Origin of the sequence: Ectopseudomonas toyotomiensis, assembly GCF_900115695.1 — a bacterium.
GTDB lineage: Bacteria > Pseudomonadota > Gammaproteobacteria > Pseudomonadales > Pseudomonadaceae > Aquipseudomonas > Aquipseudomonas toyotomiensis.
Map to the genome: position 1 here is coordinate 401,798 of NZ_FOXK01000002.1, position 26,267 is coordinate 428,064.

Here is a 26,267-nt window from a genome sequence, read left to right on the forward strand (position 1 = left end):
AGCGAATTTGAGGAGCAGGCAAGATGTCGATGTCCGACCGTGATGGCGTGATCTGGTACGACGGCAAGCTGGTGCCGTGGCGCGAAGCCAACACCCATGTGCTGACCCATACCCTGCACTACGGCATGGGCGTGTTCGAGGGCGTGCGTGCCTACAACACCCCGGATGGCACCGCGATCTTCCGCCTGCAGGCGCACACCGACCGCCTGTTCGATTCGGCGCACATCTTCAATATGCAGATTCCTTTCAGCAAGGAAGAGATCAACGAAGCGCAGCGCGCCGCCGTGCGTGAAAATGGTCTGGAAAGCGCCTACCTGCGCCCGATGGTGTTCTTCGGCAGCGAAGGCATGGGCCTGCGCGCCGCTGGCCTGAAGGTGCATGTGATCGTCGCTGCCTGGCACTGGGGCGCCTACATGGGTGAAGAAGCGCTGGAAGCCGGCATCAAGGTGCGTACCAGCTCCTACACCCGTCACCACGTCAACATCTCCATGACCCGTGCCAAGGCCAACGGCAACTACATCAACTCGATGCTGGCCCTGCAGGAAGCCATCTCCGGCGGAGCCGACGAGGCCATGCTGCTGGATCCGGAAGGCTACGTGGCCGAGGGTTCGGGCGAGAACATCTTCCTGGTCAAAGACGGCGTGGTGTACACCCCGGAGGTGACCTCCTGCCTCAACGGCATCACCCGCAGCACCATCCTGACCCTGGCCGAAGAGCACGGCATCAAGGTGGTCGAGAAGCGCATTACCCGCGATGAGGTGTACATCGCCGACGAGGCCTTCTTCACCGGCACCGCCGCTGAAGTCACGCCGATTCGTGAAGTAGATGGCCGCAAGATTGGTGCCGGCCGCCGTGGCCCGGTCACCGAGAAACTGCAGAAAGCCTACTTCGACCTGGTCACCGGCAAGACCAGTGGCCACGCCGAATGGCGTACGCTGGTTAAGTAAGCGATTGCTCGAAGGCTCGACGGGGAGGCGAAAGCCTCCCCGGTCGTTTCTGGAAAGAATATGAAGATACTTATCGTTGGGCCAAGCTGGGTAGGCGACATGGTGATGGCGCAGACGCTGTTCCAGTGCCTGAAGCAGCGCCATCCCGAGTGCGAGATCGACGTGCTGGCGCCCGAGTGGAGCCGGCCGATTCTCGAGCGCATGCCTGAAGTGCGCGCCGCATTAAGCCTGCCGCTCGGTCACGGCGTGCTCGATCTGGCCACGCGCCGGCGCATCGGCAAGTCGCTGGCCGGCCAGTACGACCAGGCCATCCTGCTGCCCAACTCGCTCAAGTCCGCCTTGGTGCCCTGGTTCGCCGGCATCCCCAAGCGCACCGGCTGGAAGGGCGAGATGCGCTATGGCCTGCTCAACGATATCCGCACGCTGGACAAAGAACGCTACCCGCTGATGATCGAGCGTTTCATGGCGCTGGCCTATGAGCCCGGTGCTATGTTGCCGCAGCCTTATCCGCAGCCGCGTCTGGTGATCGATGAGGCCAGTCGTGATGCCGCGCTGGTCAAGTTCGACCTGCAGCTGGATCGCCCGGTGCTGGCGCTGTGTCCAGGCGCAGAGTTCGGCGAGGCCAAGCGCTGGCCGGCCGAGCACTATGCCAAGGTGGCCGAGATCAAGATTCGCGAGGGCTGGCAGGTGTGGCTGTTTGGCTCGAAGAACGACCATGCCGGCGGCGAAGATATTCGCATGCGCCTGATTCCGGGGCTGCGTGAGGAAGTCAGCAACCTGTCCGGGCAGACCAGCCTGGCCGAGGCCATCGACCTGATGTCGGCGGCCACTGCCGTGGTGTCCAACGACTCCGGGCTGATGCACGTGGCAGCGGCGCTGAACCGTCCGCTGGTGGCTGTCTACGGCTCCACCTCGCCAGGTTTCACCCCGCCGTTGGCTGATCGCGTCGAGATCGTTCGCCTGGGGTTGGAGTGCAGCCCCTGCTTCGATCGGACCTGTCGTTTTGGTCACTACAACTGCCTGCGCGAACTCAAGCCGCGCCCGGTGATCGAGGCGCTGGATCGGCTGGTCGGTGAAACCTTGAGCCTGGTCGAGGGCGACTGATTTGCGGGTACTGATCATCAAGACCTCGTCGCTGGGCGACGTGGTGCATACCCTGCCGGCCCTGACCGATGCGGCGCGTGCCATTCCCGGCATCCGCTTCGACTGGGTGGTGGAAGAGGGCTTCGCCGAGATTCCCGCCTGGCATCCGGCGGTGTCCCGGGTGATTCCGGTGGCGATCCGCCGCTGGCGCAAGCATCCCCTGCGCACCTGGCGCAGTGGAGAATGGGCGCGCTTCAAGCAGCGTCTGCGTGAAACCCGCTACGACCTGGTGATCGATGCCCAGGGCCTGCTCAAGAGTGCCTGGCTGACGTGTTACGTCTCGGCGCCGGTGGCCGGTCTGGATCGCGATTCGGCGCGTGAGCCACTGGCCAGTCGCTTCTATGACCGCCGCTATGCGATAGCCAAGGATCAGCATGCCCTGGAGCGTGTGCGCCAGCTGTTCGCCAAGGCGCTCGGTTATACGCTGCCGTCCGGCAGTGGTGACTACGGCCTGAATCGTGCGGCGATGATGGACGCTACCGCGCAGCCCTATCTGGTATTCCTGCATGGCACCACCTGGGCCAGCAAACACTGGCCGGAAGCCGACTGGCGTGCGCTGGCCGAGCGCATGGACGAGCTGGGCTGGGCCGTGCGCCTGCCCTGGGGCAACGAGATGGAGAAGGCACGTGCCGAACGCATCGCTGCCGGCCTGACGCATGCCGCCGTGCTGCCGAAACTGAACCTGGCCGGCGTGGCCAAGGTGATCGCTGGCGCCAGCGCCTGCGTTTCCGTCGACACCGGCCTCGGTCATCTGGCTGCTGCGCTGGATGTACCCAATATTTCTTTGTATGGCCCGACGTTGCCCGGCAAGGTGGGTGCCTACGGTCGTAGCCAGATTCACCTGTGTGCCAGTGGCCCGGGCGCCGGCAGCGGTGACCGTGACCAGCCCTGCTTCGATGGTCTCGGCGCCGAGCGCGTCGGCCTGGAACTGGAGGCGCTGCTGCTGGCGCCTCCCGGCACCCTTTAAGGAGCGGCTATGCAACTGGCCTTCGTCCTCTACAAATATTTCCCCTTCGGCGGGCTGCAGCGCGACTTCATGCGTATCGCCCTCGAATGCCAGGCACGTGGTCATGCCATCCGTGTTTACACGCCGATCTGGGAGGGCGAAAACCCCGGCGGCTTCGATGTGCGCGTGGCGCCGGTGCGTGCGCTGTTCAATCATCGCCGCAACGAGAAATTCAGCGCCTGGCTGCAGGCTGATTTGAAACGCGACCCGGTCGACCGGGTGATCGGTTTCAACAAGATGCCGGGCCTGGATGTTTATTACGCTGCTGACGGCTGTTTCGAGGACAAGGCGCAGACCCTGCGCAACCCGATCTACCGCCGCTGGGGCCGCTACAAGCACTTCGCCGATTACGAACGCGCGGTATTCGCGCCGGAGTCGAAAACCGAGATTCTGATGATCTCCGAGGTGCAGCAGCCGCTATTCATCAAACACTACAAGACCCCGCTGCAGCGCTTCCACCTGCTGCCGCCCGGCATTGCCTTTGACCGCCGCGCGCCGGCCAATGCCGCCGAGATTCGCGCCGAATTCCGTCGCGAGTTCAAGCTGGCCGACGACGACCTGTTGCTGGTGCAGATTGGTTCTGGCTTCAAGACCAAGGGTCTGGATCGCAGTCTCAAGGCGCTGGCCGCGTTGCCGCGCGAGCTGCGCAAGCGCACGCGGCTGATCGCCATCGGCCAGGACGATCCAAAGCCCTTCCTGCTGCAGATCAAGGCGCTGGGTCTGTCCGATCAGGTGCAGATACTCAAGGGGCGTAGCGACATTCCGCGCTTCCTGCTCGGTGCCGATCTGCTGATCCATCCGGCTTATAACGAGAACACCGGCACCGTGCTGCTGGAGGCTCTGGTATCCGGCTTGCCGGTGCTGGTCACCGATGTCTGCGGCTACGCCCACTACATCACCGATGCCGATTGCGGCCGCGTGCTGCCCAGCCCCTTCGAGCAGAACCATCTCAATCGCACGTTGGCCGATATGCTGGCTGACCCTGAGCGCCGCGCTTTCTGGAGCCGCAACGGCCTGCTCTATGCCGATAGCGCCGACCTGTATTCGATGCCGAAGAAGGCCGCCGACGTGATCCTCGCGGAGAGACGCGCGTGAAGCTGATTCTTGCCGAACCCTTCAAGAGCCTGTGGGCGGGCCGCGATGCCTTCGAGGCCGTCGAGGTGCTGCAGGGCCAGGTCTATCGTGAGTTGGAAGGGCGTCGCACCCTGCGCACCGAAGTCGATGGGCGCGGTTATTTCGTCAAGATTCACCGTGGCATCGGCTGGGGTGAAATCGCCAAGAACCTGCTGACGGCCAAGGTCCCTGTGCTCGGTGCTGCGCAGGAGTGGCAGGCGATCGCTCGCCTGACCGAGGTCGGTGTGCCGACCATGACCGCCGTGGCCTATGGGGAGCGTGGCAGCAATCCGGCGCGTCAGCACTCGTTCATCGTCACCGAAGAGCTGGCGCCGACCGTAGATCTGGAACAGCTCAGCCTCAACTGGGCGCAGCAACCGCCGAAGGCCTCGCTCAAGTGGGCGCTGATCCGCGAAGTGGCACAGATGACCGGCAACATGCACCGCGCCGGGGTCAACCATCGTGACTGCTATATCTGCCATTTCCTGCTGCACACTGATCGACCGATTCAGGCCGATGACCTGCGCCTGTCGGTCATCGACCTGCACCGTGCCCAGGTACGAGACACAGTGCCCCGCCGTTGGCGTGACAAGGACCTGGCCGCCCTGTATTTCTCGGTGCTGGACATCGGCCTGACCCGCCGCGACAAGTTGCGCTTTCTACGCACCTACTTCCAGCGTCCATTGCGCCAGGTGCTGCACGAGGAAGCGACCCTGCTCGCCTGGCTGGAGCGCAAGGCGGTGAAACTGTATGAGCGTAAACAACGTTATGGAGGTCGACTGTAAATGTCGGCAGAGAAGACATTTATCCGTGCGGGGATGAAAGTGGCGGTGGTCTCGTGCTCGGCTCTGGGAGACACAACCTTGTTTCTACGCCTTGCTTGGCGTCTGCAGGCCGCTGGTGCTCAGGTCACGGTCGTCTCTGCTTCTTTGTCGGCCGTGCGCGAGTATTTACCAGGCCTAGAGATCATTGGAGATACGCAGCCAGATGTTGCAGCACTGGCTGAAAGCAATGATCTGGTGATTTGCTACATCGACTGGCTGATCAAGGCGTCTCAAGCCGGAGTTGAACTGTTGTCATTGAGTAACGTTGCTTACTTATCTGGTAAGAAGCTTCCGGCCAGATTTCAGCTCGATCAACGTTCCGTGTTAATTGATGGGGTTCTAATTCCCGCTGCCCACAATGTCATTTGCCGCGATCCGAAAGCTGGAAAAACCATGGTGCAGTGGATCGATCTCTATGCCGAGGAAGTGCTTGGGCTTGATCCGGCTATTCCTCTGATGGGGTTTCAATTCTTGCCCGCTGTGGCAGGTGATGCTGGATTTCGTATCGCGATTTTCCCAACTACGCCGCATGCCAAAAAGAATTATTCGAGTCGTGGCTATCGGCGTCTGGCTCGGAGTTTGGTTGCTAAGGGGTGGCAGGTCGAGTTTGTTGGCACCCCTGCCGAAAGGGATGTATTGCAAGCGCAGTATGAGGGTTTCACCGTACATGCTTTCACCGACTTGAAGGGGCTGGTGGATTTTCTCTGTAGCTGCTCCATCGTGATCAGCAATGATTCGGGTGGCGGACATTTGGGTTCGTTATTGGGGCTGCGAACCTTCACTATCACTCGACGTCGTTTGGACTTTACTTGGCGGCCTGGTTTCAATTCTCTCAATAGGGTTATTAATCCGCTGTTCACCTTCAAGTGGATGGGAAAAACTGTTTGGCGACCGTTTATTCCATTGAGCCGCGTTTTACGGGAAATTCCCACGGTGGTGAGGCGATAACCATGTCAGCTTGGAAGCATGAGGTTGATAGCGATCCGCTGTTTTTGAGCGCTTTTGATAGCTTGGAAGCGGTTTTCCTGCTCGAAGGTGAGCGCCTGACCTCTGATCCATTGTCCGAGGTTGTTCGTGTAGAAATTTCCGGCATTCGCTACTACGTCAAGCGTTACTGGGGAGCAGGGAAGGGACTGCGTCACTATATTGGGCGCCCGCGAGTCAAGGCGGAGTGGCAGAACCTCAAGTTGTTCGCCAAATGGGGTATTCCTACCGCACCTATCGTAGCGCATGGGCTGGAGCGACGAGGCGGAGCATTTATACGCGGGGCTTTAGTGACGCGCGAGCTGGAAAACACACGTGATATGGCTGAGATGGCCAGTCAGGGAGATGCTCGGCTTGCCAATCCACATTGGGTTGCAGGTATCAGTCAGCAATTGGCGCAGCACACCCGTACCTTGCATGACCACCATTTCACCCACAATGATTTGAAGTGGCGCAACCTGCTGGTTAACGAGGCGGGAAAGCTGTTTTTTATCGATTGCCCTACCGGCAGCTTCTGGTGGGGGCCGCTGTTGCATTACCGCATCGTCAAAGACCTAGCCTGTCTGGACAAAGTGGCCAAACGGGTGCTTTCACGCACGCAGCGGTTGCGCTTTTATCTGCAGTATCGTGGCCGTGCTCGGTTGAGTCAGAGTGACAAGCAGCGGGTGCGACGTATCCTGAAATTCTTCGAGGGCAGGGAGTGACCGATTTTATTGCTGCGCATGATCGTGCATTGCTGGAGCGTCACGGTCTGGCCAGCTTCGACGCGCTGTGGGCCCTGCAGTTGGAGGCGGTGGATGAGCCCAACACCGAGCGTGGTGGTTGGAGCAGTGTCTATCGGCTTGAGCTGGATAACGCTGCCTATTACCTCAAGCGGCAGAGCAATCACTTGACGCGTAGTCTGCTCCGTCCGCTTGGTGAACCTACCTTCGCTCGCGAGTTTCGCAATATCCAACGCTACTCTGTGTTGGGCATTCCTTCGCTGCAGGTTGCGTTATTCGCACAGCGCCGTTTCTCTGGCGAGCAACGTGCCGTGCTGCTGACCCGTGCGCTGGATGGTTGGCAGGATCTCGAACACTGGTTGATGCAGTGGTCAGGATTGGACGAGGTGCATCGATCCGGCATTCTCCGTGCGTGTGGCGAGCTGGCACGCTGTCTACACCAGGCAGGGCAGATACACGGCTGCTTTTACCCCAAGCACATTTTTCTGCGCGAGGGCGCTGCGGGTTTTCAGGCGCAACTGATCGACCTGGAAAAAACTCGTCCTTTGCTGTTTGGTAGGCGTGATCGGATCAAGGATCTAGAGCCGTTAGTGCGTCGGGCCGCAGTCTGGAAAGCAACAGATATACGTAAGTTACTGGCAGCTTATCTCGGTAGCGAAGTAGGGCTGGAGCACTGGTTTGCACTATTGGGCGCGCGTCGATCACACAAGGAGTCGCGCTGATGCAGCTGGAGCAACTTTCTCATGCTGGGCGGGCTCCCTCGCTACCGCTAACGCTGCAGCTGGACGGTGATTCATTGCAGCTGGAGTCTCTACTACGCGTATTGCCGGGGCAGCGTTACGTTGGCCTGGCGCGCTGGCGCGGTCGTTCGGTGCTGGCCAAGTTGCTGGTAGGGGCGAAGGCAGAGCGTCATTTTCAGCGTGAGCTGAGAGGCGCGCGCCTTCTGGTCGAGCAGAACCTCCTCTCGCCGGCATTGCTATCCGAGGGTTTCATCGATGGGGTAGGTGGCTGGCTGCTGTTCGAATACCTGGAAAAGGCCGAGAGTCTTTGGCAGGCCTGGCGGAACGTCGCGCGTTTACCGCTACTGGCTGATGCCCAGCAGGCAGTCCTAGGCGAGGCTCTAGCAGTTATCGGACATATGCACTCGCGGGGTCTTTGGCAGGCTGATCTGCACCTGGACAATCTGTTGCGGCAGGACGGCGAGTTGTTTCTTATCGATGGGGGAGGCGTGCAGGTCGAACAGGCGGGACAGCCGCTGTCGCGTGCACGGGTGTTGCAAAACCTCGGCGTATTCTTTGCCCAGTTACCAGCGGAGTTAGATCCCTTTATCGAAGAGTTGCTGATCCACTACCTGCTGGCCAATGGTGAGCATGCACTGCCGCTGGAAGCGCTGCTGGTCGAGGTGAGTAAAGTGAGGCGCTGGCGGCTGCGCGATTATCTGAGCAAGGTCGCGCGCGATTGCAGCCTGTTTTCCGCGAGTATTGGGGCCTTTGGCCTACGTGTGGTGCGCCGCGAGTACGCAGCAAGCCTGGAGCCCATACTGGAGGCTCCGGATGTTGCGCTGGCGAGCGGGCAGGCTTTGAAGCTTGGAGGCAGTGCCACGGTTGCGCATGTCGAGTTCGAGGGCCGCCCGCTGGTGGTCAAACGCTACAACGTGAAGAACTGGCTGCACTGGCTCAAGCGCTTCTGGCGCCCGAGTCGCGCCTGGCACAGCTGGCGCGAGGGTAATCGCCTGCAACTGCTCGGCATCGCCACGCCGACGCCGCTGGCCGTGCTCGAGCGGCGCTGGTGCTGGCTACGCGGTCGCGCTTACCTGATTACCGACTATTGCGGCGGGCAGGATATAATCGCCCGTTTCGAGGCATACACGCAGGCTACGCCCCCGGAAACCGAACTGCTGGCGCTTGATCGCCTTTTCGCTGCCCTGCTGCGCGAACGCATCAGCCACGGTGATTTCAAGGGGCACAATCTGTTTTGGGATGATGCGCTGGACACCTGGTCGCTGATCGACCTGGATGCCATGCGGCAGCATCGCAGTACGCGCAGTTTCGCCCGGGCCTATGCCCGCGACCGCGCCCGTTTTCTGCGCAACTGGCCAGTGGACTCGGCTCTGCACCAGTTGCTCGACCAACGTTTACCGCAGGTGCCCGGCACCTGCCCGAATTAGAGGCTCAAACCTGTGGCACTGACCATTCTCGGCCTGTCCGGCGCTCTCAGTCACGATCCGTCCGCTGCGCTGTACATCGACGGCAAGCTGATCGCGGCGGTGGAAGAAGAGCGCTTCGTGCGCGATAAGCACGCGAAGAACCGCATGCCCTACGAATCGGCCAAGTTCTGCCTGGAGCAAGCCGGGATCAAGCCGTCCGACGTCGACGTGGTAGCCATTCCCTTCGCGCCCATCAGCATCTTCGAGAAGGCCCGCTGGCAGTACGCCAAGCGCTATGCCTACGCGCCGGATCGCGCTCTCGATGCCATCCTGTTCGGTAACCGCCGCTACAAGCGCTACAAGAAGCGCATCGAGTGGTGCCTGGTGCAGCTCGGCTTCGACCTGAAGAAGGTCAAGATCGAGCCGGTCGAGCACCACCTGGCGCACGCCTCCAGCGCCTACCACTGCTCGGGCTTCAAGGAGAAGACCGCGATCCTCGGCATCGACGGCAAGGGCGAGTACGCCACCACCTTCTTCGGCTACGGCGAGAACGGCAAGATCCACAAGATCAAGGAATTCTACGATCCTGACTCGCTCGGCGGTCTCTACGGTGCGATCACCGAGTACCTGGGTTTCGAGATGCTCGATGGTGAGTTCAAGGTTATGGGCATGGCGCCTTATGGCGATGCCGCCAAGTACGACTTCTCGCGCCTGGCCAAGTTCGAGAATGGCGAGCTGATCATCAACACCGAGTACGCCAACGTCATCGGTTTCCGTCGCTACAAGGAAAACGGCAAGGGCTATTACTTCTCGCCCAAGCTGATCGAATGGCTCGGCCCGAAGCGTGAGGGCGATATCGCCGACGACCCTTACATCCACTATGCGGCCAGCATGCAGGCGCTGTTCGAGAAGCTGGCGCTGCAGATGATGGAGTACTACCTCGGCGACATCCTCAAGGAAACTGGCAAGATCGCCTTTGCTGGCGGCTGTGCACTGAACGTTAAGCTCAACCAGAAGATCATCGCCCGCGATGACGTCAAGGAACTGTTCGTGCAGCCGGCCTCTGGCGACGCGGGCACGGCTGTCGGCGCAGCTGCCTACGTCTCGCACAAGCGTGGCGTGCCGGTGGAGAAGATGGAGCACGTCTACCTCGGCCCCTCGTATAGCAACGAAGAGGTCATCGCCGCCTGTGCAAAACACCCGAACAAGCCGGTGTTCAAACGCATCGACAACACGCTTGAGCGCATCGCAAAAATCATGGTCGATGGCAATCCGGTGGCCTGGTTCCAGGGCCGCATGGAGTTCGGTCCGCGCGCCTTGGGTGGCCGCTCGATCATCGGTTGCCCGAGTATTCCTGGCGTGGCCGACCGCATCAACGAGCAGATCAAGTTCCGCGAGCGCTGGAGACCCTTCTGCCCGTCCATGCTCGACACCGTGGCAGCGAAGATGCTCAAGGTGGATCACCCGAGCCCGTTCATGACCTTCACCTTCGAGGTGAACGAGGAGTGGAAGGAGCGCGTCAGCGAAGTGGTACATGAAGACGGCACCTCGCGCGCTCAGGTGCTGGAGCGCCAATACAACCCGCGCTGGTATGACCTGATGCTGGAGCTGGAGAAGCTCACCGGCAACGGCGTGTCGCTGAACACCTCGCTCAACCGCCGCGGAGAACCGATGATCTGCTCGCCGACCGATGCTCTGAACATGTTCTACGGCTCGGATCTGCAATACCTCATCATGGAAGACGTACTTGTGGTCAAGGGCGACAAGGATTGGTATGACGGCCTCTGAGCAGACTTCTGGCCAGGAGCAGCGCTGGGTTCTGCAGTTCTGTCATGGTTATGACGGTCCCTTTTTGGACTGTGCACGACAATACGCCGCCCTGTTCGCTGATACAGGCTACAAGGTGTGTACTGTCTATCTGACAGGAAAGCCGAGTGAAATCGTCCGGCTTGGCTCAGCTTCGGACGAGGTGATTTTTCTTGATTACACGAGTGCTGATGTACGGGGTCTCAAGCTGGCGGCGATCCGTGATATGCGTCGTTTGGTTATCACGCGTAATTTCAAGCTGTGTATTGCCCACCGAGGTAAGCCGATTTATGTCGCGTTGCTGGGCAGCACCCTGCCTGTGATTGGTGTACACCATGCATTCGGTGACTATCAGCGCTTCTCGCGTAGGCTGTTCGCCAGCCTTTTCAAAGCACGCCTATGGTTGTTGGGCGTTTCCAATGCTGTGCGTGATGACATTCGTGCCAGTCTACCGGGCTGGGATGCGTCGCGTATTTCTACGCTATATAACCGCCTGGACATCGAGGCTGTTCAAGCCCAGCTTCATGACCGTGACTTTGCTCGCGAAGTGTTGAAATTGCCGGCTGATGCTTGGGTCATCGGCAATGTTGGCCGCCTGCATCCGGATAAGGATCAAGCGACCTTGATTCGTGGTTTCGCTCAGGCTTTACCTGGATTACCTGCCGGCAGTTTGCTGGCAATCATGGGTAGCGGTCGACTCGAGAAGACTTTAAAAGAGCTAGCTGCCGAGCTGGGTATTGAGCAGCAAGTTCGTTTTCTCGGCCAGGTTACCAACGGCCGGCGTTATCTCCGTGCGTTTGATTGTTTCGCTCTGACCTCTGATCACGAGCCCTTCGGCATGGTGCTGGTCGAGGCTATGGCCGCTGGCCTACCGCTTATTTGTACAGATTGTGGCGGTGGTCGTGAGGTCGTCGATGGTGTCGGTGAGTTGTTCCCATTGGCGGATACGGATGGTTTGGCTTTGGCACTGCAGCGTGTCGCCAGGCTTGACGGAATAGCCCGTGCTGCATGCGCTGCACGTATGACTCAGCGTCTGCAGGCGCATTTTTCCGACCAGGCTGCGTTTAAGGCGTTCTGGAGTCTGCCGTGGCCGGTGCTCATTCGATTGCGTGATTGAGTCGAGACGAAAAGCGATGGTTGTGCTCTGACCCTGGTGCTTCATGCATCATTCGAGGCCCATGCCGATGTTGGGCTGTTAAGTGGGAAGCGGTTGATTGCATTGAGTTCGCTTCGGCCCTTTATCGTGATGATGATCGGCTACATGTTCTGAGTGAGAACGATTTTTTCAATTTCTGTGGCTGTTTTGTATCCGCTCTAATAGAGCACTCGAGCGGCTTTTCAAATTGGTTCACTGATTCATACGCTTGAGATCAAGCGTCAATAGCTCCTAGGGAAGTCCCATTGAAAGTCTTGTTCCTGGTGCAGAAAGAGCAGCGCGCGATTCTAGATCGCCTGTACGACGGTATCGCTGCGCAGTGCGAGTGCGATATTCGCTGGTTGAGCAGCGACGAGCAGGCCGATCTGCGGGGTTATTTTCACAAGCACGTAGATACCGCGCGCTATGATCGCATCCTGTTTTTCCTGCGCTTCAAGAAGGAAATGCGTCAATGGCGTTTCATTCGTACCGTGCCGAATCTGGTGATTTTGGAGCACGACGCGTACCAGAATTACATTTCCTGCAAATACACCGGTCTGTTCAGTGCTCACTATCGGCGCATGCCTTGGGTGCGGATCATTAGTTCGGGCGCGGATGTGGCCAAGCGTCTGCAGGACGAAGGATTCGATGCCGTGTTTGTACCCAAGGGTTACGATCAGACGCTGCTTTCCTACCGGGAGCGAGAGCGGGACATCGAGCTGGCGTTCGTCGGCAGCACCAAGAGTGTCGCCTACTCAGGGCGTAAAGCGCTGCTGGACGAGCTAGGGCGGGTTGAGAACCTCCTGGTGACCAAGACCCGCTCGGGCGAAGAGTACTGCGAGACCCTGAATCGAATCCGCTTCTTCGTCAGTGCAGACGTCGGTATGGGTGAGTACATGATCAAGAATTTCGAGGCCATGGCCTGTGGCTGTGTTTTGTTGGCCTACGATCAAGGCGATAGGGAAAACTCTGCGCTGGGATTTCGAGATATGGAGAATCTTGTGCTCTATCGTGACGTTGCAGAGCTGCGTAAGAAGTTGTCTCTGCTGCGTAACGATCCTCAGTTGGCTGCACTTATTGCTGACGCGGGAAGGTTGCTCGCTGAGCGGCAATACAGTTTTCAGATGATTGGCCAGAAGATCGTTGAGGCGATGGCGCTGCCGTTGCGGGCATCCACATTAAGTAAGGGTTGGTTCTCTTGGTTCAGGTAAAAACAAGAGGTTTTGTTGCCTCGGTTCTTTTCTATGTTTTGAGTGGCGTCTCGGTTTATGAGTGATAACCCCAAGCACGACGATTTAACCGGGAAGCCTCTGGTTTCGGTGATCATCGCTTCTTATAACCATGCCCCGTACATTGAAGCCAGCATCCGTAGTGTTCTGGCACAGAGCTATCCGAACATCGAGTTGCTGGTTGTTGACGATGGTTCCAAGGACGACAGTGTTGAGCGTATCCGTGTATTGCAGGCGGAGTACGATTTCGATTTCCAGCAGCAGTCCAACCAGGGGTTGAGTCGTACCCTCAACGCCGCTATCGCCCGCGCCAAGGGCTCGATTATCGTGCCCTTTGGTTCCGACGACATCATGCGTCCTGAGCGCATCGCCAAGCAGGTCGCATATCTGCACGATAAGCCGGAAGTAGGTATCTGCTCGGCAAACATTGATTTTATCGATGCGCAGGGCAATCCATTTCCTGACAGTGAACAGAAGCTACGTCACTTGCCGTTCCGCCGCCTGGACTTCGATGATCTCTTTCTTGATCGCAAACCTGGTCCACAAGCAGCTACGCTCATGTTTCGTCGTGAGGCGCTCGAGGCCGTAGGAGGCTTCGATCCGGATATCCGGCTCGAGGATGTATACATTTGTCTAAAGATCCTTCGGGCAGGCTTTTACATCGATATCTTGGGCGAAGTACTGGCTGACTACCGTAAGCACGAGAGTAATACCTATAAGCATTTACGCTTCATGGCTGACAATATGCTCAAGACCTATGCCTGTTTCTCTGATCATCCAAGTTACGAGGCGGTGACACGGCGTTATCTGGTCTCTATGTTTCTCAAAGCATCAAATCGCGACAAGCCCCTGGCACGTGAGCTGATTCGTCAGATTCCGGTGCGTTACTGGAATGCCAAGGTGGTACGTGGCGCATTGCGCCTTCTGTTTGCCTGACTCAAGGGTATTTGGCGGCTGCTTTCTGATATGGGCAACCGCTTCAGTGATCGGTTTAGGGGGAAGTTTCATTGGCGGGCTGGCGAGAGCGGATTTACAACGGCTATGTGGGCTACTGGGCGCCTCTTGCGCTTCTGGCGTTTCTGACCGGAATGTTCTGGATCGGTGATCGCTCGCTCTACCACAAGCTTTATTACGCCACGTTGGCATTGCCGACGCTGTTAGTCGCGCTAGTATCGCCAGTGCGTTTTCTGCATCAGTTGCGTCAGCCCTATCTGGTTCTTTTCTTGGTTTTTTCGTTGTATGTGATGCTTTCGTTGTCCTGGTCTCCCGAGCAGAATTACTCCAAGCTCAAGCAGCCGCTCTATGTGCTGATGTTGTTGCTAGCTGTGGGGGCCATGGCGGAACACGATATGCGCCGGCTGGTGCAGTGCGTCGCACTGGCTGCCGTTTTTGCAAGCCTCTTTGCTCTGATCACCATGCTCATGTATGGCATGGATGAGAACAGGCCTGAGCGCCTGGAGGGCATGGGGGCACTGTACAATCCTTTGCTGACCACGCACGTGTATGGTTTTTTCACGGTGATGGCGATGGGAGCGTTGGTTACCAGCCGTCGGTACTTCGCTGTAAAGCTGTCGATGTTCGTTGTGTTGCTTTGCTTGCTGTTCCTGACCGGGTCGCGTACACCGTTGCTGGCATTGCTGGTCTGTGTGGGCTGGCTGGTGCTTCTGTTGGGCGATCGTCGTGTAGTCGTCTTGGCGGCGGTGGTATCGCTGGCGATCATATTGGGTTTCTGGGGGTTGGATTACAACCCCCTGGAGCGGGGCTTGTCGTATCGTCCGTTCATATGGCAGGACGCTTGGCGTCAGACCTTGCCTGTGTTGTGGCTGGGTCATGGCTACGACGCCTCCATTGATATTTACCTGCCGGACCTTGATTACTTGCTGGCAGATACTCACAACCTGACGCTGGGGGTCATCTACCAGACTGGTCTGGTAGGAGGAGTGATGTGGCTGAGCCTCTATGTCTACGGCTTCTCCCAGGCTTGGCGTTACAGGTCGTCTGGCTTGGTGATCATCAGTTCGGTGTTACTTGTATATGGTTTCGTGGCCGGTATGACCGAAGGTAGTGCCTTTATGTCGAGGCCCAAGGAGCATTGGTTCATCATTTGGATACCTATTGCCCTGCATTTTGCTGTCTTGCGCAAAGTTGGCACGGGTATGAAGGGGGTGTCTGCTTGATAGCAGCCCCATCATGGGCTTGTCACGAGTTGGTGGTATCGTTTAGGGCTGGCTTACGCGCTTTACAAGGGTGTCGAAGGGGAAGTCGGCTAGACCGTTATGCTTGAGGTAGCGCTCGAAGTGGGCAAGATTACGGCGGATCTTGTCCTTGGACAGTGGGCCTGCAAGAAACTGTAGGTCGGCGATATCGATCAGACCCAGTTGCCCTTCGGGTGTGCGAACGATGTTGCCTAGGTGTAGCGAGCGAAAGTAGATACCCTTGCGATGCAGATCTTTGAACAGCTCGATTAGCTGTTCGAACAGGGAGGCTGAAAGTTCTCCATGCTGAGTGAACAGATCCCTCAGTGTTTCCCCCGGCAGTGCTTTGTAGCGGATCGCAGTCCAGCCTGCTGTTGCCAGTTTGAACAACTGTAGAGGTTGCACCGTGGGTATGCCTAGCTCTTCTAATCGTGATGCATTTTCCCAGAAGCGTTGCGAGTAGGGGCGCAGTAGGGCAGATGACAGTAAGCGCTTGCGTCTGAAGACCTTCAAATATTCGCCATTTTCAAAACGATAGACCTTAGGGCCGTGGCTATCTTCTTCAATGCTCTCTGCGCCCTGAATTAGCTTCTGGAATGCCTCTTGCGTTAGTGGCTGAGCGGTGGTCATATCAATCGTTTTCTAATGCTGGATATTTAAGCCTGCCAAGGTTTCGTCACTCTTGCTGTCTTGAGTGTTCGCGTATGGCAGGCATGAAAATTTAGCCTGCTAGGGTACGTAAAATCGTCCGCTTAGGCCACTGATCGTGCCTTGTCTTTTGTCGGCCCTCAGAGCCCGAAAGCCTGCCCTGGCTCAATGTGCTGGTTTGAGTCTCTCTAGCTGCCCGGTTTTGGGGATGAGGTGACGTTCCTTGCGATCTGCACCGTGGTGCTTGAAGTGATCATAGAAGAGTCGAAAGCGAGATGGTTCAATGCCTCTAAGTCTGGCAAGCTGCGCGCTTACAAGCCCGTCATAGAGCGACTCGCTTATGAAATCGTGTAGCTGATACTGGTACAAGAAAGCAAACTGAAAGCCTAGCGTTTCACTGGAGTGAGGGTTGTCACCAATGTAGCAATTTTCCAGGTCAATCACCTTCAGGTCTTCAAGATTGCCCTCGTGGATCATGACGTTACCCGCCCAAAGATCTAGATGGTAGATACCTGAATGATTGAGTTGTGTGATCAGTTCCAGGCAAGCTTCTGCGAATAAATTGGCCTGTAATGGGTTTTGCTGCAGCCAGTCAAAACCATCAAGCCAGTCGGCTAGATGTTCATAATTCAAAAACACCTCGGTAACCAAACCGCTACGCTGGCGAACCAAGCCGTAGCCAAGCAGTTTGGGAACCAGCGTAGTTCGCTTCTGCGCTTCTGCGTGATTGTTTAGCTCTTCAAGAACCCAATCATATAGACCTGATCGGCGCCTGATCCCTAGCGTTGTTCTGATTCGCGCAGGGATGCTGTCTATTGTGGATGCCTTGATGAAAAGTGCGCTTGCGGTTTCTCGAGTGAGGGGGCGCGCAAGTCGCTTTTCTCCCGTTTTTCGGCGCTTTGAGAGCAATTCCCTGATCTGCGGCCAGAGGCTTTTCAAAGACTTTCCAGTCTCTGTATCTGTCGCGTAAAGAGTTGTGTTCTGGAGCTGCTGGGCGTGATGCTTGCTTTTGCTCATCCATCCGTGAGAGATCACTACTGGGTCCTTGTCTACTGAGGTGCGAGCGGCTTCGCTGTCTTGGGGCAGAACAGATCATCGTAGTGGCATTTTGATGTGATGTCTACGAGTTGGTGCCTCTGAATGCCACTATGATGGCAAAACTTCTGATGCACCTGGGCGCTTAAATAGGCAGTGCTGGTACAATCGCTTCTTGCTAATCCTGCCTGTGAGACGAGCTGAATGGCCAATCCTACCCAACAATCGAGCCTGAAGGTCTATCTGCGATTGTTGCGCTACGTAGTTCCCTACTGGGGACTGTTCACCATCAGTCTCGTCGGGTTTCTAATTTTCGCTTCTACCCAGCCGATGCTGGGGTACATGCTCAAGTTCTTTGTCGACGGGCTGAGCAACCCCGACGCTGGTCTGTTTGCTGGAGTGCCTTGGGTGCTTGAGCATGCGCCCTGGCTTGCTGAGCTAAAGCTGTTGCAGGCAGTGCCATTACTGATCGTTCTGATCGCGCTATGGCAAGGTATCGGCTCGTTCCTTGGGAATTACTATCTTGCCAAGGTCTCCATGGGGCTGGTACAGGATCTGCGTATTGCTTTGTTTAACAATCTGCTGACCTTGCCCAACCGATATTTTGACAGCCACAACTCCGGTCACCTGATTTCCCGCATCACCTACAACGTGACCATGGTAACCGGTGCTGCTACCGATGCGATCAAAGTCGTGGTGCGTGAAGGGATGACCGTAGTGTTCCTTTTTGCCACGCTGCTGTGGATGAACTGGAAGCTCACCTTGGTGATGGTGGCTATCCTGCCTGTCATCGGTCTGATGGTGACGAGCACCAGTAAGAAGTTTCGCAAGCAGAGCAAGAAGATCCAGACCAGCATGGGTGATGTCACCCACGTCACCTCCGAGAGCATCCAGGGCTACCGCGTGGTGCGCAGTTTTGGTGGTGAGGATTACGAGAAACAGCGCTTTCTCGGTGCCAGCGAGGAGAACAAGCTCAAGCAACTGAAGATGGTCAAGACTAATGCGGTCTATACGCCTTCGCTGCAGCTGGTGATCTACAGTGCCATGGCCGTGCTGATGTTTCTTGTCCTGTGGCTGCGGGGCGATGCCTCGGCGGGTGATCTGGTGGCCTATATCACTCTGGCGGGTCTATTGCCCAAGCCGATTCGCCAACTGTCTGAGGTCAGCTCGACCATCCAGAAAGGTGTGGCAGGTGCCGAGAGCATCTTCGAGCAGCTCGACGAGGAGCCGGAGGTCGACCGCGGCACTCAGGAGCGCGAGCGCGTCAGCGGCCGACTGGAAGTAAAGGAGCTGAGTTTCAGCTACCCCGGCTCGGAAAAGCCCGTTCTGAACAATATTTCCTTCGTCGCCGAACCGGGGCAGATGGTGGCGCTGGTCGGGCGTTCCGGTAGCGGTAAGTCGACCCTGGCCAGCCTGATTCCGCGTTTCTATCACCACGAGCAGGGCAGCATCCTGCTCGATGGGGTGGATGTGGAGGATTACACCCTGCGCAACCTGCGCCGGCACATTGCCCTTGTCACCCAGCACGTCACCCTGTTCAACGATACGGTGCGCAACAATATTGCTTATGGCGATCTGGCCGGCGCACCGCTCGAAGCCGTTCAGCAGGCGGCGAGCGATGCCTATGCCGCCGAGTTCATCGAGAAGATGCCGCAAGGCTATGACACCCTGGTCGGCGAGAACGGCGTGCTGCTGTCCGGCGGTCAGCGCCAGCGCCTGGCTATCGCCCGCGCGCTGCTCAAGGATGCGCCTGTGCTGATTCTCGATGAGGCTACCTCAGCACTGGATACCGAATCCGAGCGACATATCCAGGCCGCACTGGACCAGGTGATGCAGGGCCGCACCGCACTGGTGATCGCTCACCGCCTGAGCACCATCGAGAAGGCCGACCTGATTCTGGTGATGGATCAGGGGCAGATCGTCGAGCGCGGCAGTCACGCACAGTTGTTGGAGCGTAATGGATATTACGCTCGCTTGCATTCCACGCAATTTGAAGACGCTGGCACTGATAATTCAATCGAGAAGGATACTTGATGCTTGGCTATCTGCGTTTCTGGAGGGAGCGTGGCTGGGAAGTGATCGAGGCAGCGGACTATGCTTTAGCCTGGGCTCGATTCGGGGGAAGCGTCATTACCCACCCGCTAGTGGTCGAGCGGCTTTCTGGGCTTGCTGGTATACCCGTGCGTTACCTCGGATGCATTGTTGGGGGCGAAATTCAGGCTGCCATTCCTACATGGGGGCGCTACCTCGCACTTTCGCGCAAGGTTCTGAAGAGCAAAGGGCAGCGTGAACTCTTTGACCTTGGCAATGCTGAAATCATTCTCCCTGCCGCTGTGGACGCACGAGCACCGTTGCGGCATGAGGTGAGCTACATCTCCGAACTTAATCGGGTGGCTTTTCCAGGGCTTCGTCTGCAGAAAGAGCAGTTGGCGATGGCTCGAGCCCCTGAAGAGCTTTCGAAGAAGTTTCGCTATAACCAGAGGCGTGAGCTGCGCCTGTTCGAGGAGGCCGGCGGTACAGTACGCTCTGTGGGCGAATTCGCTCCAGATGACTTCGCCGCTATCTATACCGAACTGTTCGAGCGACGTTGGGGCTTTTCTGTGCCGGGGAAACGCCATCTGAGTGAAGTATTTGCGTTGTTACGCGAGCTGCTTCAAGGCTCCCTGCTGATGTTGGATGGTGTTCCTACTGCTGTTCAGGTGTTGTACAGGGTTGAGTCGCCAAACTGGCTCAGTTACGAGTACATCAATGGCGGAGTCGACCCTCGTGCTCAACACCTCAGTCCGGGCAGCGTCCTGAGTTTCATCAATACTCAAGCTGCATGGTCTGACGCTCGACAACAAGGAAAGGCATTGCGCTACTCTTTCGGCAGAGCCGATCGAGAGTACAAGGATCGTTGGTGCAGCAGGGTTGCCGCGTTTCGGACATAAAAATGGAAACACGTAAGCAAGGACTGTTGCGCCGTCATCGGCGCAACAAGCGCATTACTATGGCTGTTGCGTTACCGATTATGGTGGCGCTGGACTGGTTTGCTGGCTGGAGTAGTCTGCCAGTACTTCTACTGTTGGCTTGGATTGCTCACGAGGCATGGTTCTCTGACCATCTCTTTTACTCGCCGCGAGACGACTATCAGTATTCATTTCCTGCTTCGAGCCAAGTCGCTACCGGGACATTGAGCAAGGGGCGGATAGCTCTGGATGCAGTCGATCTTACGAATTCGATGGACACGCTCATTCTTGAAGTGTTCATCCATAGTTCCTGGCTGGGACGCTGGCTAGACCCCCATATTCTGATCTGTGCTGAGGCAGTACTTGATAGGCAGGATTTCGAGCAGGGCGCGAGTGGTCGGCGTTACCTCAATATTTCTGGTCTGTTGCCCGAGCTGCAAAGTGGAAAACTGCGATTGCGTACGCGGTTTTGCCGGCTCTCGCCTGAAGTACGATTATACGCATTTTCAAACCCTGACTATGCAATGCGACGCGTGATGGTCATTGCGCCGCATGCGGACGATGCCGAGCTTGCTGCCTTTGGTCTCTATAGTCGAAGTGATGAGGCCTGCATTGTGACGCTCACTCAAGGTGAAATCGAGGCTCATAACTATGCGCGTATGGGCCTCGACAAGGCCGCGGCGGCCCGTCTCAAGGGGCGCCTGCGCAGCTGGAGTAGCCTGGCTGTTCCGCTGTGGGGGGGCGTACCTGCAAGCAGGTGCGTGCAGTTGGGGTACTACTGTCTTCAACTGACGCCCATGGCCTCGGCTCCAGAGCAGGCTTTCCCGTCTTTGGAGTCGGGGGATTCGGATATACGCAGTGTGCGCCGTTTCAATCCCATTACTTTGCCTGGCGATGTCGACGGAGTGCCATCGTGGCGGAACCTTGTTGGTGATCTGGCTGCTCTGCTTGTCGCTTTTCGTCCAGAGGTAGTGGTTCTGCCTCATCCGGAACTTGATCCTCATCCTGATCATATCCAGGCCAGCAAGCTTCTCGACGAGGCAGTTGCCCTGAGTGAATGGAGCCCTGAGGTGCGTCTGCTCTATGCCAATCACCTATACGATAATGATCGTTGGCCCATGGGGCCTGTTGGCAATGGCATATCGTTGCCCCCTTGCCATACAGGTCTGCCGATCGATGGACTGTGGAGCCCGCTTCTGAAAGATTCAGTGCGGATGGACAAGGCGCAGGCGTTGGCCATGCAGCATGATTTGCAGACACCATTGCCTCTCAAAAAACGCCTTCGTCGCTTAATTCAATGGGTGCTGGCTGGGCGGCGTTGGCCCGAAGTCGGCCAGGACGATTTCTTCCGCAAGGCAGTGCGTCGTCACGAGCTATTCTGGGTGCGCGTTAGCCGCTAGGGATGCTCGGGTTGACTGAGTGGCCATGTTATTATTTTCTCCATTTTTTCTCTGGAGCTCCCATGAAACTGACCATGCCCCGCTATGACCAAGCCGCCGTTCTGGTGGTGGGCGACGTGATGCTCGATCGCTATTGGCATGGCGGCACCTCGCGGATTTCTCCGGAGGCGCCGGTTCCGGTGGTGCGTGTCGACCAGATCGAGGATCGTCCCGGTGGTGCTGCCAACGTGGCCCTGAATATCGCCGCACTCGGTGCGCGGGCCGTGCTGGTTGGCGTGACCGGTAATGATGAGGCCGCCGAAAGCCTGAGCGACAGCCTGCGTGGCGCGGGCGTGGATGCACATTTCCAGCGTCATGAAGGCCAGCCGACCATCGTCAAGTTGCGGGTGATGAGCCGTCACCAGCAACTGCTGCGCATGGACTTCGAGGAGCCGTTCAACACCGACACCGTCGCCTTGGCGCGCGAGATCGATGCGTTGCTCGATGGAGTCAAGGTGCTAGTGCTGTCGGACTATGGCAAGGGAGCGTTGCAGAATCATCAGGCGCTGATCCAGGCCGCGCGCAAGAAAGGCATTCCGGTGCTGGCCGATCCCAAGGGTAAGGACTTTTCCATCTACCGTGGCGCCAGCCTGATCACCCCCAATCTGCACGAGTTCGAACTCATCGTTGGCGGTTGCGCCGATGAAGCCGAGCTGGTCAGCAAGGGGGCCACGCTGATGCGCGAACTGGAGCTCGGGGCCCTGCTGGTGACCCGCGGCGAGCACGGCATGACCCTGCTGCGTCCGGATCATGCCCCGCTGCACCTGCCGGCTCGCGCCCGCGAGGTGTTCGACGTCACTGGCGCAGGCGATACGGTTATTTCCACCCTTGCAGCTTCCATTGCTGCGGGCGAAGAGTTGCCGCTGGCAGTGGCCCTGGCCAATCTGGCTGCCGGCATCGTTGTCGGTAAGCTGGGCACTGCTGCCATCAGCGCACCCGAGCTGCGTCGCGCGGTCCAGCGTGAAGAGGGGTCCGAGCGGGGCGTACTGAGCCTGGACCAGTTGCTGATCGCCATCGACGACGCCCGCGCCCATGGCGAGAAGATCGTCTTCACCAACGGCTGCTTCGACATCCTTCACGCCGGCCACGTGACCTATCTGGAGCAGGCCCGTGCGCAGGGCGACCGTCTGATCGTGGCGATCAACGATGACGCCTCGGTCAGCCGCCTGAAAGGCCCGGGCCGGCCGATCAATGCCGTCGACCGGCGCATGGCGGTGCTCGCCGGCCTGGGTGCGGTGGATTGGGTGGTGAGCTTTGCCGAAGACACCCCCGAGCGCCTGCTCAAGCAGGTGCAGCCGGATGTGCTGGTCAAGGGCGGCGACTACGGCATCGATCAGGTGGTAGGCGCCGATATCGTCCAGGCCTATGGCGGCGAAGTGCGTGTGCTTGGCTTGGTGGAAAACAGCTCCACCACCGCTATCGTCGAGAAGATTCGCAGCAAATGACTGCAGGCTGAGTAAGACGCAGGTCTTGCTCAGCCAGTACGTTTCCCTGGCGATGGCTTGACCCGATTGCCGCCGCGGCGCGTCTTGAGGGTCATAGGCGTGCGCCAGTCGGCAGCGCATCATCGATGGCATCTCTCATGTGGAGCGAGATGCCATGATCGTCGATACCCAGGGCCAGGCTCTGAGCGTACTGAGCAAGCTGGCCCAGGCCGACTGGCCAGACCGCCTCAAGGTACGCAAATCCTTCGAGAAGCTCGTCTACAGCGGTAGCCGCGCCAGTTTTCGCCTGGCCGCCGGCGGCACCAGCAACAAGCCGCGCGCGGCAGCCGATGACCTGTTTGATCTATCACTGACCGAAGAGCAGCAGATGCTGGTGGACATGCTCCAGGGCTTCGCGCTGGAGGTTCTGCGCCCGGCTGCGCACAGGGCAGACGCCGAGGCTCACGTGTCTGCGGCACTGCTCAATCAGGCGCATGAGTTGGGCCTGGCCCACTATGGCGTTGCCGAGGCACAAGGTGGTCTTGCTGGGGCGCGCACCGTGCTGAGCAACGCGCTGATCGCCGAGAGCCTGGCGCAGGGCGACTTTTCTCTGGCCGCCGCCTTGCTGGTGCCGCTGTCCGCAGCCAATTGCATTCGGCGCTGGGGAAGCGCTGCGCAGCAGGCTGCCTGGTTGCCGGCATTCGTCAGTGAACAGGGTGCGCCAGGCTTCGCGTTGGCGGTAACAGAGCCCGGCGTATTGACCGATGCTGGTCAACCCGCGACGCGGGCGCGCAAGCGCGGCAAGCACTATCTGCTCGATGGGGAGAAGGCGCTGGTCATCGCCGGTCTGGATGCCAGTCGGTTGATCGTAAGCGCCCAGGCAGTTGATGGCCCGGCGCTATTTATCGTCGATGCGGCGAGCGAGGGGGTCTGTCGCCGTGCCGAGCCGGGCATGGGGCTCAAGGCTTGTGGGTTGACACGTATTGAGCTGAAAGGCGTCAAGGTTTCGAGCGAGTGCCGTCTGGCAGGTGATGGTTTCGACTTTCCGGCCTTTCTCGATTATTCGGCCTTGGCATTCTGTGCCCTTGCAGTCGGTACGGCGCAGGCGGCGCTGGACTACGTGACGACCTACTGCAACGAGCGCCAGGCGTTCGGCGAGCCGATCAGTCATCGCCAGGGTGTGGCCTTCATGGTGGCCGACATCGCCATCGAGCTGGACGCCATGCGCCTTCTGCTCTGGCGTGCCTGCGCCCGTGCAGAGTCTGGCCTGCCGTTTCGCCGTGAGGCGTACCTGGCGCGCCTGCTCTGTGTGGATAAGGCGATGAAGATCGGCTCCGACGCGGTGCAACTGCTCGGCGGCCATGGTTTTACCCAGGAGCACCCGGTCGAGCGCTGGTATCGCGACCTGCGCAGCGTAGCGGTGCTCGCTGGCGGCCTTCATCTCTGAACAGGCAGGCAACCATGAATCTGGAAACCCCGAAGAAATTCCGTGGCCTGCAACAGCAGGCGCAGCTGGTGGCCAAACACTACTTCCGGCCGATCTCGCGCAAGTATGACAAGGTCGAGCACGCTTACCCCAAGGAGCTGGATCTGCTCGCCGCGTTGCTCGATGGCATGAACGAAGGCTCACCCGATGCCGTCGGTGCTGGCTCGGCCAGCAAGCGTGGGGCAGCACGCGAGCAGCAGGCAGGCATCAAGAATGGCGGCAACATGGCTGCGCTGCTCGGCGTGATTGAGCTGTGCTGGGGCGACGTCGGCCTGTTGCTGGCCATGCCGCGTCAGGGCCTGGGCAATGCGGCCATTGCCGCGGTGGCCAATGACGAGCAACTGGCGCGGTTCGGCAAGACCTGGGCGGCCATGGCGATTACCGAGCCGGGCTGTGGTTCGGATTCGGCGGCGATTCGCACCACGGCGGTAAAGGATGGCGAGCACTACATCCTCAATGGTGAAAAGATCTTCGTCACCTCCGGCGAGCGTGCCGATGCCGTGGTGGTTTGGGCCAGCCTGGACAGGAGTCTGGGGCGTTCGGCAATCAAATCCTTCGTGGTGGAGAAGGGCACGCCAGGCATGGCGGTTACTCGCCTGGAGAAGAAACTCGGCATCAAGGCCTCGGATACCGCCTCGATCAGCTTTAGCGACTGCCGGGTGCCGGCGGTCAACCTCTTGGGCAACGCCGAGATCGACGTGCAGAAGGGCTTTGCCGGGGTCATGGAAACCTTCGACAACACCCGACCGCTGGTCGCCGGCATGGCGGTCGGCGTGGCGCGCGCGGCGCTGGAGCGTACCCGTGAATTGCTGAGCAAGGCCGGTTGCCGCTTTGATTACGCCAAGCCACTGCTGAGCGTTACCCATGCCGAGGCCACGTTGTATCGGCTGGAGGCGGAATGGGAGGCAGCGCGCCTGCTGACGCTAAAAGCGGTATGGATGGCCGACAACAAGCTGCCCAACTCCAAGGAGGCGTCCATCGCCAAGGCCAAGGCAGGGCGTGTGGCCAGCGAGGTGACGCTCAAGTGCGTGGAGTTGGCCGGTGCGCTGGGCTACGGTGAGGATGAATTGCTGGAGAAGTGGGCGCGCGATTCGAAGATTCTCGATATCTTCGAAGGCACCCAGCAGATTCAGTTGCTGATCGTTGCCCGGCGCCTGCTGGGCAAGAGTTCCAGCGAGCTCAAGTAATCAAGGTAATCCAATCCGCCGCGAGCTTGCTGCACGTGGCGCCCCCTACAAGAAAAAGCCCGCATCAGCGGGCTTTTGCTTAGAAACGGAAGACTTCCGTATCGATCTTGATCGGTTCCGCCACCGGAATCTTCGGCCCGGCAGCGGCGGGGTCCTGCGGTTTGGCTTTGGCCACTGGAGGCTTCTTGCGCGGCGGCTCGGGGGTAGGCTCAGCTGCAGCGATGGGTTGAATAGCCACAGCCAGTTCAGCCGCCAGACGTTGCAGCAAGACACTCTGTGCCTTGACCTGTTCGGCCATGGGCCCACCGTGCGCTTCTTCCAAACGAATCAGCCGGCTGTCGCGCAGTTGTCCGCGGCGGTCGAGCAAGCGCCACTGAGCTTCCAGCACGGCAGGTTGAGTCGGGCCGGAATCCAGGCGGGTAATGGTCAGCATGACCTGAGCATCGGCACTGAAGCCTGGTGCCGCCGGGGCTAGAACCAGGCGCTGGCTATCCAGGCGCCAGGCCAACTGGCGCAGCATCTGCTGGTCGATATCGTTGGCCAGACCGCTGGCCCAGCGGGCATCATGCGCGGCCACCAGGCTGCCATCGGCCTGACGTTGCAGCAGATTTTGCTGGCGCAGGTAATCGGCCACGCTGATCGGGCCGACCAGTACGGTCACACCGTTGTCCTGGGTCGGCGTCACGGCGCTGCCGCTATCGAGTTGGTAAAGAGGAACCGGCTTCTGCTGCAGCAGACTGCAACCACTCAATACGAGCAGCGTGGTCAGAAGCAGAGCCACAGGGCGTACTACAGTCATCATTAATTCCAGGCAGCCGCTTCTGGGGCAGCTGCATATCGATCCCATATC

The 26,267-nt window shown here is 58.7% G+C and carries 23 protein-coding genes; 20 read left to right on the plus strand and 3 right to left on the minus strand.

Annotated features, from left to right (window positions below):
* Positions 1-23 precede the first annotated feature (23 nt).
* From BM186_RS05160 to BM186_RS05225, 14 genes are all read left to right on the plus strand, one after another.
* Positions 24-947 (plus strand): branched-chain amino acid transaminase, encoded by a 924-nt coding sequence (locus tag BM186_RS05160; protein WP_072423331.1) that lies wholly within the window; start codon positions 24-26, stop codon positions 945-947.
* A gap of 60 nt (positions 948-1,007) precedes the next feature.
* Entirely contained in the window at positions 1,008-2,051 is a 1,044-nt protein-coding gene (gene waaF, locus BM186_RS05165; protein WP_074913766.1) for a lipopolysaccharide heptosyltransferase II, read from the plus strand.
* A 1-nt stretch (position 2,052) separates the two neighbouring features.
* Complete coding sequence (rfaC, locus tag BM186_RS05170; RefSeq protein WP_074913767.1) at positions 2,053-3,057, plus strand: lipopolysaccharide heptosyltransferase RfaC; 1,005 nt, start codon at positions 2,053-2,055, stop codon at positions 3,055-3,057.
* Positions 3,058-3,066: 9 nt separating this feature from the next.
* Complete coding sequence (locus BM186_RS05175; protein WP_072423328.1) at positions 3,067-4,191, plus strand: glycosyltransferase family 4 protein; 1,125 nt, start codon at positions 3,067-3,069, stop codon at positions 4,189-4,191.
* Positions 4,188-4,994 (plus strand): lipopolysaccharide core heptose(I) kinase RfaP, encoded by an 807-nt coding sequence (gene rfaP, locus BM186_RS05180; RefSeq protein WP_074913768.1) that lies wholly within the window; start codon positions 4,188-4,190, stop codon positions 4,992-4,994. Before BM186_RS05175 ends, rfaP begins: the two co-directional genes overlap by 4 nt.
* Positions 4,995-5,981, plus strand: a complete 987-nt coding sequence (locus tag BM186_RS05185; protein WP_074913769.1) for a glycosyltransferase family 9 protein — start codon at positions 4,995-4,997, stop codon at positions 5,979-5,981.
* 2 nt (positions 5,982-5,983) lie between these two features.
* Positions 5,984-6,721 (plus strand): lipopolysaccharide kinase InaA family protein, encoded by a 738-nt coding sequence (locus BM186_RS05190; protein WP_074913770.1) that lies wholly within the window; start codon positions 5,984-5,986, stop codon positions 6,719-6,721.
* The gene (locus tag BM186_RS05195) at positions 6,718-7,461 is read left to right on the plus strand and encodes a lipopolysaccharide kinase InaA family protein (RefSeq protein WP_074913771.1); all 744 of its coding nucleotides are present in this window, start codon (positions 6,718-6,720) and stop codon (positions 7,459-7,461) included. Before BM186_RS05190 ends, BM186_RS05195 begins: the two co-directional genes overlap by 4 nt.
* The gene (locus tag BM186_RS05200; protein WP_074913772.1) at positions 7,461-8,906 is read left to right on the plus strand and encodes a lipopolysaccharide kinase InaA family protein; all 1,446 of its coding nucleotides are present in this window, start codon (positions 7,461-7,463) and stop codon (positions 8,904-8,906) included. The genes BM186_RS05195 and BM186_RS05200 overlap by 1 nt, the downstream gene beginning before the upstream one ends.
* Positions 8,907-8,918: 12 nt before the next feature.
* Positions 8,919-10,673, plus strand: coding sequence for a carbamoyltransferase family protein (locus BM186_RS05205; RefSeq protein WP_074913773.1), 1,755 nt, complete (start codon positions 8,919-8,921; stop codon positions 10,671-10,673).
* Positions 10,660-11,808, plus strand: a complete 1,149-nt coding sequence (locus BM186_RS05210) for a glycosyltransferase (RefSeq protein WP_074913774.1) — start codon at positions 10,660-10,662, stop codon at positions 11,806-11,808. Before BM186_RS05205 ends, BM186_RS05210 begins: the two co-directional genes overlap by 14 nt.
* Positions 11,809-12,092: 284 nt before the next feature.
* Complete coding sequence (locus tag BM186_RS05215) at positions 12,093-13,037, plus strand: glycosyltransferase family protein (RefSeq protein ID WP_074913775.1); 945 nt, start codon at positions 12,093-12,095, stop codon at positions 13,035-13,037.
* A 57-nt stretch (positions 13,038-13,094) separates the two neighbouring features.
* Positions 13,095-13,991 carry a glycosyltransferase family 2 protein gene (locus BM186_RS05220; RefSeq protein WP_074913776.1) on the plus strand — a complete coding sequence of 299 codons (897 nt, stop codon included), beginning with the start codon at positions 13,095-13,097 and terminating at the stop codon, positions 13,989-13,991.
* 71 nt (positions 13,992-14,062) lie between these two features.
* On the plus strand, positions 14,063-15,232 hold the full coding sequence (locus tag BM186_RS05225; RefSeq protein ID WP_074913777.1) for an O-antigen ligase family protein: 1,170 nt from the start codon (positions 14,063-14,065) through the stop codon (positions 15,230-15,232).
* A gap of 42 nt (positions 15,233-15,274) precedes the next feature.
* On the opposite strand, the gene BM186_RS05230 is transcribed toward BM186_RS05225, so the two are convergent.
* Entirely contained in the window at positions 15,275-15,880 is a 606-nt protein-coding gene (locus tag BM186_RS05230; protein WP_074913778.1) for a BUD32 family EKC/KEOPS complex subunit, read from the minus strand.
* 183 nt (positions 15,881-16,063) lie between these two features.
* Positions 16,064-16,915 (minus strand): lipopolysaccharide kinase InaA family protein, encoded by an 852-nt coding sequence (locus tag BM186_RS05235; protein WP_072423756.1) that lies wholly within the window; start codon positions 16,913-16,915, stop codon positions 16,064-16,066.
* A 222-nt stretch (positions 16,916-17,137) separates the two neighbouring features.
* Between BM186_RS05235 and msbA the strand changes: the two genes are divergently transcribed.
* The 6 genes from msbA to BM186_RS05265 all read left to right on the plus strand — a co-directional run bounded on the left by msbA (position 17,138) and on the right by BM186_RS05265 (position 25,417).
* Positions 17,138-18,967, plus strand: coding sequence for a lipid A export permease/ATP-binding protein MsbA (gene msbA, locus BM186_RS05240; protein ID WP_074913779.1), 1,830 nt, complete (start codon positions 17,138-17,140; stop codon positions 18,965-18,967).
* Positions 18,967-19,863, plus strand: a complete 897-nt coding sequence (locus BM186_RS05245; RefSeq protein ID WP_074913780.1) for a GNAT family N-acetyltransferase — start codon at positions 18,967-18,969, stop codon at positions 19,861-19,863. Before msbA ends, BM186_RS05245 begins: the two co-directional genes overlap by 1 nt.
* A gap of 2 nt (positions 19,864-19,865) precedes the next feature.
* Complete coding sequence (locus tag BM186_RS05250) at positions 19,866-21,281, plus strand: PIG-L deacetylase family protein (RefSeq protein ID WP_074913781.1); 1,416 nt, start codon at positions 19,866-19,868, stop codon at positions 21,279-21,281.
* Between the two features lie 62 nt (positions 21,282-21,343).
* Complete coding sequence (gene hldE / locus BM186_RS05255) at positions 21,344-22,765, plus strand: bifunctional D-glycero-beta-D-manno-heptose-7-phosphate kinase/D-glycero-beta-D-manno-heptose 1-phosphate adenylyltransferase HldE (protein WP_074913782.1); 1,422 nt, start codon at positions 21,344-21,346, stop codon at positions 22,763-22,765.
* A 154-nt stretch (positions 22,766-22,919) separates the two neighbouring features.
* On the plus strand, positions 22,920-24,191 hold the full coding sequence (locus BM186_RS05260) for an acyl-CoA dehydrogenase family protein (RefSeq protein WP_074913783.1): 1,272 nt from the start codon (positions 22,920-22,922) through the stop codon (positions 24,189-24,191).
* A 14-nt stretch (positions 24,192-24,205) separates the two neighbouring features.
* Complete coding sequence (locus BM186_RS05265; RefSeq protein ID WP_074913784.1) at positions 24,206-25,417, plus strand: acyl-CoA dehydrogenase family protein; 1,212 nt, start codon at positions 24,206-24,208, stop codon at positions 25,415-25,417.
* Between the two features lie 79 nt (positions 25,418-25,496).
* Here the strand turns inward: BM186_RS05265 and BM186_RS05270 are convergent, their stop codons facing one another.
* Positions 25,497-26,219: a PqiC family protein gene (locus BM186_RS05270; protein WP_072423310.1), complete on the minus strand. Its 723-nt coding sequence runs from the start codon at positions 26,217-26,219 to the stop codon at positions 25,497-25,499.
* Between the last annotated feature and the right edge of the window lie 48 nt (positions 26,220-26,267).

Bases quoted from the DNA above. Each gene is read 5' to 3' on its own strand.
- BM186_RS05190 (WP_074913770.1), top strand. From the start codon at position 5,984: ATGTCAGCTTGGAAGCATGAGGTTGATAGCGATCCGCTGTTTTTGAGC.
- BM186_RS05185 (WP_074913769.1), top strand. From the start codon at position 4,995: ATGTCGGCAGAGAAGACATTTATCCGTGCGGGGATGAAAGTGGCGGTG.
- BM186_RS05210 (WP_074913774.1), top strand. From the start codon at position 10,660: ATGACGGCCTCTGAGCAGACTTCTGGCCAGGAGCAGCGCTGGGTTCTG.
- BM186_RS05235 (WP_072423756.1), bottom strand. From the start codon at position 16,915: ATGAGCAAAAGCAAGCATCACGCCCAGCAGCTCCAGAACACAACTCTT.
- BM186_RS05175 (WP_072423328.1), top strand. From the start codon at position 3,067: ATGCAACTGGCCTTCGTCCTCTACAAATATTTCCCCTTCGGCGGGCTG.
- BM186_RS05260 (WP_074913783.1), top strand. From the start codon at position 22,920: ATGATCGTCGATACCCAGGGCCAGGCTCTGAGCGTACTGAGCAAGCTG.
- BM186_RS05160 (WP_072423331.1), top strand. From the start codon at position 24: ATGTCGATGTCCGACCGTGATGGCGTGATCTGGTACGACGGCAAGCTG.
- BM186_RS05200 (WP_074913772.1), top strand. From the start codon at position 7,461: ATGCAGCTGGAGCAACTTTCTCATGCTGGGCGGGCTCCCTCGCTACCG.
- BM186_RS05265 (WP_074913784.1), top strand. From the start codon at position 24,206: ATGAATCTGGAAACCCCGAAGAAATTCCGTGGCCTGCAACAGCAGGCG.
- BM186_RS05220 (WP_074913776.1), top strand. From the start codon at position 13,095: ATGAGTGATAACCCCAAGCACGACGATTTAACCGGGAAGCCTCTGGTT.
- BM186_RS05270 (WP_072423310.1), bottom strand. From the start codon at position 26,219: ATGATGACTGTAGTACGCCCTGTGGCTCTGCTTCTGACCACGCTGCTC.
- msbA (WP_074913779.1), top strand. From the start codon at position 17,138: ATGGCCAATCCTACCCAACAATCGAGCCTGAAGGTCTATCTGCGATTG.
- hldE (WP_074913782.1), top strand. From the start codon at position 21,344: ATGAAACTGACCATGCCCCGCTATGACCAAGCCGCCGTTCTGGTGGTG.
- BM186_RS05245 (WP_074913780.1), top strand. From the start codon at position 18,967: ATGCTTGGCTATCTGCGTTTCTGGAGGGAGCGTGGCTGGGAAGTGATC.
- BM186_RS05230 (WP_074913778.1), bottom strand. From the start codon at position 15,880: ATGACCACCGCTCAGCCACTAACGCAAGAGGCATTCCAGAAGCTAATT.
- BM186_RS05250 (WP_074913781.1), top strand. From the start codon at position 19,866: ATGGAAACACGTAAGCAAGGACTGTTGCGCCGTCATCGGCGCAACAAG.
- waaF (WP_074913766.1), top strand. From the start codon at position 1,008: ATGAAGATACTTATCGTTGGGCCAAGCTGGGTAGGCGACATGGTGATG.